The following is a 9789-nucleotide window of genomic DNA, read 5'->3' on the forward strand; positions in this document are numbered from 1 at the left end:
CTGCTGGAAAAGCTCGCCGCCCAGGTCGACGACCTACTGCGCCAGCGCAAGCTGCAGGCCGAGCTGACCCGCACCGCGCGGCGCTTCGAGGCGCTGTTCAGCAAGAGCGCCACCGCCAAGATCCGCATCGATCGCCAGGGCCGGATCATCGCGATCAACCCCTTAGCGCTGAGTCTTCTGGGCTACGAGGCCCACGAGCTTCTCGACCGGAACATCGCCGTGCTCACGCCGCCGCATATCGCCGCCGAGCACGATCAGTTCATCGCGCGCTTTCTTTCCGGCGGGGCGCCTAAGGTCATTGGCCGTGGCCGCGAGGTCGAGGCGATGCACAAGCAAGGCCACCGGGTGCCGGTCCACCTGGCGGTCAACGCCATCCACGACAACCAGGGCGAGGTGGTCGAGTTTCTCGGCGTGCTGACCGACCTGACCAGCATCTACGCGGCCAACCGGCGAATCATCAAGGAGCAGAGCCTGTTGAAGGTGCTCCACCAGGGCATCACCGACTACCAGGCGCTGATGTCCGGCCAGGGTCTCTGGACCTTCCTGATGGAGGCGCTGCGGGAGCTCACCGACAGCGACTACGCGCTGATCGGTGAGGTGCTGCCCACCGACACCACCAACACGCTCAAGATCCACGCCATCACCGACCTCTCCTGGAGCGACTCCTCCCGGGAGCTGATGGATCGTCTGCGCAGCGGCGACATGACGCTGACCAGGCCCGATACGCTGCTGGGGCGCGTCTACGCCCACGGCGAAGTGGTGATGACCGACGATGTCTACGGCCTTGGCGCCCAGCGCAACTTTCCCCACGGCCACCCGCGTCTGGACAACTACCTGGGCGTGCCGATCATCAGTGGCGACCGACTGATCGGCATGTACGCCATCGCCAACAGCAAGCAGCCGCTCAACCAGGCGCTGCTCGACTGGCTGCAGCCGTTCACCGACACCTGCGCGCTGCTGATCAACCTCTACCGCCAGATGGCCGAGCGTGAGCAGGTGACCCGCGACCTGGCCGTCGCCCGCGACCTGGCAGAGAAGGCGAGCCAGGCCAAGAGCGAGTTCCTGTCGTCGATGAGCCACGAGCTGCGCACGCCCCTGAATGCGATCATCGGCTTCGCCCAGTTGCTGTCCAAGGGGCGCCGCGCCCCGCTCGACGAAAGGCAGCAGCGCCAGGTCCAGCAGATCGAGACCAGCGGGCAGCATCTTCTGAGCCTGATCAACGAGATTCTCGATCTGGCCCGGATCGAGGCAGGGCACCTGACGCTCGCCATCGAGCCGATCTCGATCCTCGACGTCTTGAGTGACGCCTGCGATACGCTCGAGGCCAACATCGAGGCGGCGGGCATCACTCTCGAGCGCCCTCGTGTCGCCCGCGACTGGCGAGTCGCCGCCGATCCTACGCGCACCAAGCAGGTGTTCTTGAACCTGCTCTCCAACGCGATCAAGTACAACCGTCCGCGCGGCACTATCGCGCTGGACGTGGTGCCAACGGGCGAGGCGCTGCGCATCAGCGTGACGGATACTGGCCTTGGCATCGACGAGCAGCGCCGCGACGAGCTGTTCGAGCCTTTCAACCGCCTGGACGCCGAGCACGGCCCCATCGAGGGTACCGGCATCGGCCTTGCCATCACTCGTGAGCTGGTCACCCGCATGCAAGGCGAGATCGGTGTCGAGAGCACGCCGGGCAAGGGCTCCACCTTCTGGTTCACCCTGCCGCTGACCGACGAGCACGCTCACGACGAGCAGGACCCAAAGCCGCGCCCCGAGGCGCCGGCGGCAGGCAAGCGTCGCCAGCTGCTGTACATCGAGGACAATCCTGCCAATCAGTGCCTGATGCAGGACATCATCGACGACTTCGCTGACATCGAGCTGCAAAGCGTGACCAGCGCCGAACTGGCGCTGGAGATCTTGCGTCACGCCACCCCGGATCTGATCCTCATGGATATCCACCTGCCGGGCATGAACGGTTTTCAGGCCCTCGAGGCGCTGCGCCGCACTCCCCGGCTCGACGCCACCCCGGTGGTGGCGCTTTCCGCCAACGCGATGCCGGCGGATATCGACAGGGGCCTGGCAGCCGGGTTCAACGACTACCTCACCAAGCCGATCGACATCGACAAGCTCTCGCACATGCTCGAGGCGCTTCTCCCCGCCCTACATGGATGTGACCCATGAAACTCGCCCGCAAGCATCTGTTGGTGGTCGACGACAACGTCGCCAATGTCGAGCTGCTGATGGATTTGCTCGACGATCACGGCTTCGACGATCTGCACGGCCTGCACGACCCGCGCGATGTGGTGGGGTATTGTCAGGCCCGGTGCCCGGACCTGATCCTGCTGGATATTCGCATGCCGCACCTGGACGGCTACGCGGTCATGCAGGCGCTCGCCGCGCAGTTCGGCGAGGCCGTGCCGCCGATCATCGTGCTCACCGCGCAGATCGACGAGGAGACGCGTCGCCGCGCGCAGGGCATGGGCGTGCGCGACTTCATCACCAAGCCGTTCCAGCACGACGACGTGCTCATGCGCATTCGCAACGCCCTGGCGCTCGAACAGCGCTACCAGCAGCGCCACGCCCAGGCGACCACCCTCGAGCGCCTGGCCGTCGAACAGGCCAGAAGCCTCGACCGGGAGTCGCGCACGGACACCCTCACCAAGCTGCCCAACCGCCGGGCGCTGACCCAGATGCTGCGCATGGCGTCGAGCGACGGCACGCCCACGGGCCTTTTGTTCATCGCCATCGACCAGCTCGACGAGGTGATCCGCTTTCACGGCTACGCCGTGGCCGACACGCTGATGCTGCACGTCAGCCAGCAGCTCTACGACAAGCTCGGCGAGACCGCCAGGCTCGGCATCTGGGGCGGCAGCGAGCTGCTGGTGATCCTGCCCGTCGTAAGCCCCGAGCAGCTCGTCCTTCAGGCGATGACGCTGCTCGAGTGCTTCAACCAGGACCAGACCCTGGACAACCTGCTGCTGCCCCTGGGGGTCAGGATCGGCATCAGCGCCACCGCCGAACCGTTCGAGCCGGAGCGGCTGGTGCACTGGCGGCCCTGGCGCTGCCGCAGAAGAACGGTCCGGTACGCGTGCAGAGCTACAACGAGGAGCTCGAGGCGCGCCAGCGCCATCGCCTGCACCTGCAGCAGTCGATTCGCCAGGCCGCCGAGCGCGGCGAGATGAGCCTGGTCTTCCAGCCGAAGCTGTCGCTCTCGACCCACCGAGTGATCGGTGCCGAGGCGCTCTTGCGCTGGCACCACCCGACGCTCGGTCCGGTATCGCCGGTGGAGTTCATCCCGCTGGCCGAGGCCAGCGGCGACATCCTGTCGATCGGCGAATGGGTGCTCGACGAAGCGATGCGCCATATCGCCGTCTGGCGCGAGAAGAGGCTGCTCGACGACGCGTTCCATATCGCGGTGAACGTCGCCGCCCGCCAGCTCGCCCGCCACGACTTCGCCGACAAGCTGCTCGCCAGGCTCAAGGAGCATGGGATTCCCCCCTACTTCCTGTCGCTGGAGATCACCGAATCGGGCATCCTGAGCGACATGCACAACGCCCGCGCCCAGCTTGCGCGCCTGGCCCAGGTGAACATCGCCGTGGCCATCGACGACTTCGGCACCGGCCACTCGTCGCTGGCCTACATCAAGACGCTGCCGTTCTCGACGCTCAAGATCGACCGCGCCTTCGTGATGGATCTCGAGCACAAGGAGGTCGATCGTCACCTGGCGCTGGCGATCACCCAGCTCGCCCACGCGGTGGGGTGCGACGTGGTGGCCGAAGGCATCGAGACGAAGGCCCAGGCGGATTACCTGCGCTCCATTGGTTGCGAGGCGGCGCAAGGGTATCATTACGCTCGTCCGCTGCCCGCCGACGAGTTCTATGACTGGTGCACTCGCTGGCAAGCGCTTCCACCCATGAACAACGCCCTGGAGTCTTGATGGCCCACGATCTGCTTGAACGCCTGCGCGAACGGCTCGACGACCTCAATCGCTCCGAGTACAAGGTGGCCAACGTCATCCTGGACGACCCGGCGGCGGCCACGAGCCTGAGCATCGCAAGCTTGGCCCAGGCGGCGGGCGTGAGCGAGCCCACGGTGAACCGCTTCTGTCGCAACTTCGGCGCCAAGGGCTATCCGGACTTTAAGATCAAGCTGGCCCAGAGCCTTGCCGGCGGCACGCCCTACGTCACCCGGGCGGTGGAGCCCGGCGACAGCGCCACCCAGTACACCCAGAAGATCTTCGGCGCGACCATCGCCGCGCTCGACGAAGCCCAGCGCCAGGTGGACATGGCCGCCGTCGAGCGCATGGTCGACTACCTCACCCAGGCCAAGCACATCCACTTCTTCGGCCTCGGCGCCTCGGGGGCGGTGGCCCAGGATGCCCAGCACAAGTTCTTTCGCTTCAACCTGCCGGTGATGGCCTACATCGACGTTCTCATGCAGCGCATGGTGGCGGCGGCCTGCCATACCGGCGACGTGGTGGTGATCATCTCCTACACCGGGCGCACCAAGGAGCTGGTCGACATCGCAAGGCTCGCCCGGGCGGCGGGCGCGGTGGTGCTGGGCATCACCGCCCCGGACTCGCCGCTGGCCGACGAGTGCACCGCCACCCTCGAGGTCGCCACCCCCGAGGACACCGACCACTACATGCCGATGACCTCGCGGGTGATCCAGCTCACCCTGATCGATGCGCTGGCCACCGGGGTGACCCTGCGCCGCGGCGAGGATTTCCTGCCCCACCTCAAGAAGATCAAGGACAGCCTGCGGGACACCCGCTTTCCGCTTGAGTGACCGCCCCGCCCGTCACGCTCAGGCGTCGACGGCAGCGGTCACGGTGATCTCCACCTTGAGCTCGTCAGCCGGCAGCGGCGCACAGACGCAGGTGCGCGCCGGCGCGTGCCCTTCGGGCACCCAGGCGTCCCATACCGCGTTCATGGCGGCGACGTCATTGCCATCCTTCAGGTAGACCGTGGCGCTGAGAAGCTGCTCGCGGCTGGAACCGATCTCCTCGAGCAGCGCGTCCACGCGGGACAGCATGCTGGTGGTCTGGGCGGTGATGTCGCCCTGGCGCGCCTCGGGGCCCGCCACCTGGCCGCACAGGTAGGCCACGCCTTGGTGAATTACCGCGCGGCTCATGCGGGCCTTGGTGTCGTGACGCTGGATGGTGCTCATGGGTCTCTCCTCTCTGGAAGACGGCGTGATGCCGTGGATGCGCCTCAGCGGCGCGTGGGAATGGGGCGGTGCTCGAACACCCGGCGCAGCACGAAGCTGGTGTGGGCGCCGGTGACGCCTTCGATGCGGTTGATGACGTGCAAGAGCAGGTGCTGGTAGTCGTCCATGTCGCGCACCAGGATCTTGAGCTGGAAATCCGCTGCCTGCCCGGTGATGATCAAGCACTCGATGACGTTGGGAATCTCGCGCACCTGGCGCTCGAAGTTGTCGAAGCGCTCGGCGGTGTGCTGGTCCATCGAGATGTGCAGAAGCACCATCAGGTCGAACCCGAGCCGGCGCGCGTCCACCTCGGCGCGATAGCCCGCGATCAAGCCGTGCTCCTCGAGGGCACGCACCCGACGAAGGCAGGGCGACGGCGACAGCCCGATCCGCTCGGCGAGCAGCTGGTTGCTGATGCGCCCTTCCTGCTGCAACACATCGAGAATGTGGCGATCGAAGCGGTCGAGCTCGAGCGGAACCGGCAACATTTGGCATCTCCTGCCAACGAATGAACAATAAGCGCTATTTAATGCCGATTATCTTCCACCCAACTGCATATTAGCAATAATCTTCTGCCAGGCCCGGCGTATACTGGTGCTATCGTGACAAGTCCCGCTGCGCTCGGCCGCGATCCGGCAAGCGCTCATCGGCGGGCTTGTGTCTCACCCGAATCATCGTCAGGAAACGACCATGGCCTTCGATCATCGCAAGTACCGCCCCGCCCCCCGTGTTCCCGCTTTCGACCGCACCTGGCCGGACAAGGATCTCGACCGCGCCCCGATCTGGGTGAGCGAAGACCTGCGTGACGGCAACCAGGCGCTGCTGGAGCCGATGAGCGTCGAGCAGAAGAAGCGCTTCTGGCACCAGATCGTCAAGGTCGGCATCAAGGAAGTGATGGTCGGCTTTCCCTCGGCGAGCCAGCCGGATTACGACTTCGTGCGCTGGCTGATCGAGGAGGAGCAGATCCCCGAGGACGTCACCATCGCCGTGCTGGTGCAGTGCCGCGAGCACCTGATCGAGAAGACCTTCGAGTCACTGGTGGGCGCTAAGCGCGCGATCGTGCACCTCTACAACTCCACCTCGACCATCCAGCGCGAGCGGGTGTTCGAGATGGATCGCGATGGCATCACCGATATCGCGGTGCAGGGCGCCACCTGGGTGAAGACCTACGCCGAGCGCTACCCCGAGGTGGAGTGGTGTTTCGAATACACGCCGGAAAGCTTCTCGAGCACCGAGATCGATTTCTCGATCGCGATCTGCGAAGCCGTGATGGACGTCTGGCAACCGACGCCGGACAACAAGTGCATCCTCAACCTGCCGACCACGGTCGAGGTTGCCGGCCCGCACCACCACGCCGACCAGATCGAGTATTTCTGCCAGCACATCAAGAATCGCGACAGCGTGATCGTCTCGGTCCACACCCACAACGATCGCGGCGGCGCGGTGGCCTCGGCGGAGCTTGCGCTGCTGGCCGGCGCCGAGCGGGTCGAGGGTACGCTTTTGGGCAACGGCGAGCGCACCGGCAACATGGATATCGTGACCCTGGCGATGAACCTCTACAGCCAGGGCATCGACCCGGAGCTCGACCTGACCAACCCCGACGAGATCATCCAGGTAGTGCAAGAGTGCACCGGCATCGCCATGCATCCACGCCACCCCTGGGTCGGCGAGATGGTCTACACCGCGTTCTCGGGCAGCCACCAGGACGCGATCCGCAAGTCGCTCAAGCACCAGAAGCCCGACGAGCCGTGGCAGGTCGCCTACCTGCCCATCGACCCCCACGACATCGGCCGCGACTACCAGGCGGTGATCCGCGTCAACAGCCAATCCGGCAAGGGCGGCATGGCCTTCTTGCTCGAGCGCGACTACGGCATCAACCTGCCGCGCTGGATGATGCTGGCGTTGGCCCCTTACGTGCAGAAGGAGAGCGAGGCGCGCGCCAGCGAGCTCTCGAGCGAGATGATTCGTCAGGTGATGTTCGAGCACTTCAGTCAGCAAGCCCCTTTGGCGCTCGCCGACTACCGCCTTTCGAAGGGGCAGCACGAAGGTATCGAGGTGACGCTTTGGGAGGGCGCGGAAACCCTGCGCCTGGAGGGCACCGGCAACGGGGCGATGTCCGCCTTCACCGACGCCTGGCGCAAGCATTCGGGGGTCAACGTGGCGATCGTCGACTACAGCGAGCACTCGCTCGGCGGCGACAGCGAAGCCAACGCCATCGCTTTCGTGCAGCTCAACATCGACGGCCAGCGCCTCTGCGCCGTGGCCGAGGACAGCGACACCGTGAGCGCGTCGCTCAAGGCACTGTTGTCGGGCATCAATGCCGCGACGTGCGCGTCCAAATCCACCAAGACCACGGCAGAAAGCGCCACCGTCTGATCTCGCCAAGGCCCGCTCTCGCGGGCCTGTTATACTCCGGTCTCAACTTAGGCTTCAACTTCGGGCCTCAACTTCGGCCTCACTCACCGCCAAGGGCGAGCACGACATGGGAGAAGGCTTCGTTCACCTGGGGCTGCTGGCGCTGGGCGCCGGGCTTGGCGGCATGGCCCGGCTCGGTGTCACGCATCTCGCCGACCGCCTGTGGGGCGCACGCTTTCCCTGGGGAACGCTCATCGTCAACGCCAGCGGCGCCTTCGTCGCGGGCCTGCTGCTGGGGCGTTTCGGCATCGATGCGCTGGCCGACTCCCCCCTGGGGCTTTACATGATCACAGGCGTCTTGGGCGGCTATACCACGGTGTCGTCACTGAGCCTGCAGACGCTCTCGCTGTGGCAAGCGCAGCGCCACCTCGCGGCCATTGCCAACCTGGCGGGCAGCGTGGCGCTGGGCGTGGCATTGGCCTTGCTTGGCTGGCTTTGGGGAGGGGCGGCATGAGCGGCGCGCGTACCTGCCTCGCGGTCGGCCTCGGCACGGCAGCGGGCAGCCTTTGTCGCTACGCGGTATCGCTGTGGGTGCTGGCGGTGGCGGGCAGTGCGCTACCGTGGGCGACGCTATGCGTCAATGCCCTGGGGTCGTTCCTGATCGGCTGGCTCGCAACGCACGCCTCCCGGCGCCCGCAAACCCTGTGGGCGCGCCTGCAACCGCTGCTGGTGCCGGGGTTCTGCGCGGGCTTCACCACCTTTTCGCTGTTCGGGCTGGAAACCGTTCATCTGCTGCGTGCCCAGCCAGGGCTCGCCGCGCTCTATGCCCTGCTCAGCCTGGCCCTGTGGCTGGGGGGAGCGTGGCTCGGCGTGCGGCTCGCCCGGGCGGGCGACTAGCACGGGATCAGTATCGCTCAGCGGCGCTTTCCGAGCATCGCGCGTCATCGGTGGTGACAACGATGCGCGCGATCGTGCAGACCTTTCTCTCAGTGGCCGTTCATCAGCCTATCGACCGCCTGCGGGTCGTTGTGCACCGTGTAGCGGTCGACCACCGTAGCGCTTGCCTCGCTCAGCCCGACCAGTTCCACGTCGGTCCCCTCGCGGCGAAACTTGATCATCACCCGGTCGAGGGTCTGCACGGCGGTCATGTCCCAGAAGTGCGCCCGGGAGAGATCGATGATCACCCGGTCGAGACGCTCCTTGAAATCGAACGCCGCCATGAAGCGCTCGGAGGAGGCGAAGAAGACCTGGCCGACGACCCGATACTCGCGCTCGCGCCCGGCATGGCGTTCGGTAGAGCCAAGATGCAGAACGTTGCCCACCTTGTTGGCGAAGAACAGCGCCGCCAGGAGCACGCCGACGAACACGCCCAGGGCCAGATTGTGGGTGCCGACGGTGACGGCCACGGTCGCCAGCATGACGACGTTGGTGCTCAAGGGGTGTTTCCTGAGATCACGGATCGAGGCCCAGTCGAAGGTGCCGATCGAGACCATGATCATCACCGCTACCAGCGCCGCCATCGGGATCCGCGATACCCACTCGGACAGGAACACCACCATCAGCAGCAGCACGCTCCCGGCGATCAGCGTGGAGAGCCGCGTGCGCCCGCCGGACTTGATGTTGATCACCGACTGGCCGATCATCGCGCAGCCCGCCATGCCGCCCATCAGGCCAGCCCCGATGTTGGCGATGCCCTGCCCCCTGCACTCGCGATGCTTGTCGCTTGGCGTATCGGTCAGGTCATCGACGATGGTCGCGGTCATCATCGACTCGAGCAGGCCGACCACGCAGAGCATGATCGCGTAAGGGAAGATGATCATGAGCGTTTCGAGGTTCAAGGGGACGTCCGGCCACAGGAACACCGGCAGCGTATCGGGCAACTCGCCCATGTCGCCGACGGTGCGAATCTCCATGCCGCTCACGAGATAGACGAGGGTCAGTACCACGATGCAGACCAAGGGCGACGGCAGCGACTTGCCGATCAGCGGCAGGTAAGGAAACAGGTAGATGATGCCGAGCCCGGCGGCGGTCATGGCGTAGACGTGCCAGGTGACGTCGGTGAGCTCCGGCAGTTGCGCCATGAAGATCAGGATCGCCAGCGCGTTGACGAAGCCGGTCACCACCGAGCGCGACACGAAGCGCATCAGGTCGGCGAGCTTGAGATAGCCCGCCGCTATCTGCAGCGCCCCGGTCAGAAGGGTCGCGGCGAACAGGTACTCGAGGCCATGCTCGCGC

General features: G+C 65.8%; 10 protein-coding genes. 7 read left to right on the forward strand and 3 right to left on the reverse strand.

What is annotated here, in order from left to right:
- The 4 genes from BIS11_RS05025 to BIS11_RS05040 all read left to right on the forward strand — a co-directional run.
- Window positions 1–2172 (forward strand): ATP-binding protein (locus BIS11_RS05025; protein ID WP_253585783.1); only part of this gene is annotated, 2172 nt, incomplete at its 5' end.
- Entirely contained in the window at window positions 2169–3173 is a 1005-nt protein-coding gene (locus BIS11_RS05030) for a response regulator (RefSeq protein ID WP_253585784.1), read from the forward strand. The genes BIS11_RS05025 and BIS11_RS05030, both read left to right, overlap by 4 nt.
- The gene (locus tag BIS11_RS05035; protein WP_253585785.1) at window positions 3080–3928 is read left to right on the forward strand and encodes an EAL domain-containing protein; all 849 of its coding nucleotides are present in this window, start codon (window positions 3080–3082) and stop codon (window positions 3926–3928) included. The genes BIS11_RS05030 and BIS11_RS05035 overlap by 94 nt, the downstream gene beginning before the upstream one ends.
- Window positions 3928–4779, forward strand: a complete 852-nt coding sequence (locus BIS11_RS05040) for a MurR/RpiR family transcriptional regulator (RefSeq protein ID WP_227389529.1) — start codon at window positions 3928–3930, stop codon at window positions 4777–4779. The genes BIS11_RS05035 and BIS11_RS05040 overlap by 1 nt, the downstream gene beginning before the upstream one ends.
- Before the next feature lie 18 nt (window positions 4780–4797).
- Here the strand turns inward: BIS11_RS05040 and BIS11_RS05045 are convergent, their stop codons facing one another.
- Both BIS11_RS05045 and BIS11_RS05050 read right to left on the reverse strand, forming a co-directional pair.
- Window positions 4798–5160, reverse strand: a complete 363-nt coding sequence (locus BIS11_RS05045) for a RidA family protein (RefSeq protein WP_253419413.1) — start codon at window positions 5158–5160, stop codon at window positions 4798–4800.
- A gap of 44 nt (window positions 5161–5204) precedes the next feature.
- Window positions 5205–5687 (reverse strand): Lrp/AsnC family transcriptional regulator, encoded by a 483-nt coding sequence (locus BIS11_RS05050; protein WP_253419411.1) that lies wholly within the window; start codon window positions 5685–5687, stop codon window positions 5205–5207.
- A gap of 202 nt (window positions 5688–5889) precedes the next feature.
- On the opposite strand from BIS11_RS05050, the gene BIS11_RS05055 reads away from it, so the two are divergent.
- The 3 genes from BIS11_RS05055 to BIS11_RS05065 all read left to right on the forward strand — a co-directional run bounded on the left by BIS11_RS05055 (window position 5890) and on the right by BIS11_RS05065 (window position 8451).
- Window positions 5890–7575, forward strand: a complete 1686-nt coding sequence (locus BIS11_RS05055; RefSeq protein ID WP_253419409.1) for a 2-isopropylmalate synthase — start codon at window positions 5890–5892, stop codon at window positions 7573–7575.
- Between the two features lie 106 nt (window positions 7576–7681).
- Window positions 7682–8068 carry a CrcB family protein gene (locus tag BIS11_RS05060; protein ID WP_253419406.1) on the forward strand — a complete coding sequence of 129 codons (387 nt, stop codon included), beginning with the start codon at window positions 7682–7684 and terminating at the stop codon, window positions 8066–8068.
- The gene (locus tag BIS11_RS05065) at window positions 8065–8451 is read left to right on the forward strand and encodes a CrcB family protein (RefSeq protein WP_253419403.1); all 387 of its coding nucleotides are present in this window, start codon (window positions 8065–8067) and stop codon (window positions 8449–8451) included. Before BIS11_RS05060 ends, BIS11_RS05065 begins: the two co-directional genes overlap by 4 nt.
- Before the next feature lie 89 nt (window positions 8452–8540).
- On the opposite strand, the gene BIS11_RS05070 is transcribed toward BIS11_RS05065, so the two are convergent.
- On the reverse strand, window positions 8541–9789 hold a 1249-nt coding region (locus BIS11_RS05070), incomplete at its 5' end, for a SulP family inorganic anion transporter (RefSeq protein WP_253585786.1).

The organism is Halomonas sp. 707D4, assembly GCF_024158685.1.
Taxonomy (GTDB): Bacteria; Pseudomonadota; Gammaproteobacteria; order Pseudomonadales; family Halomonadaceae; genus Vreelandella.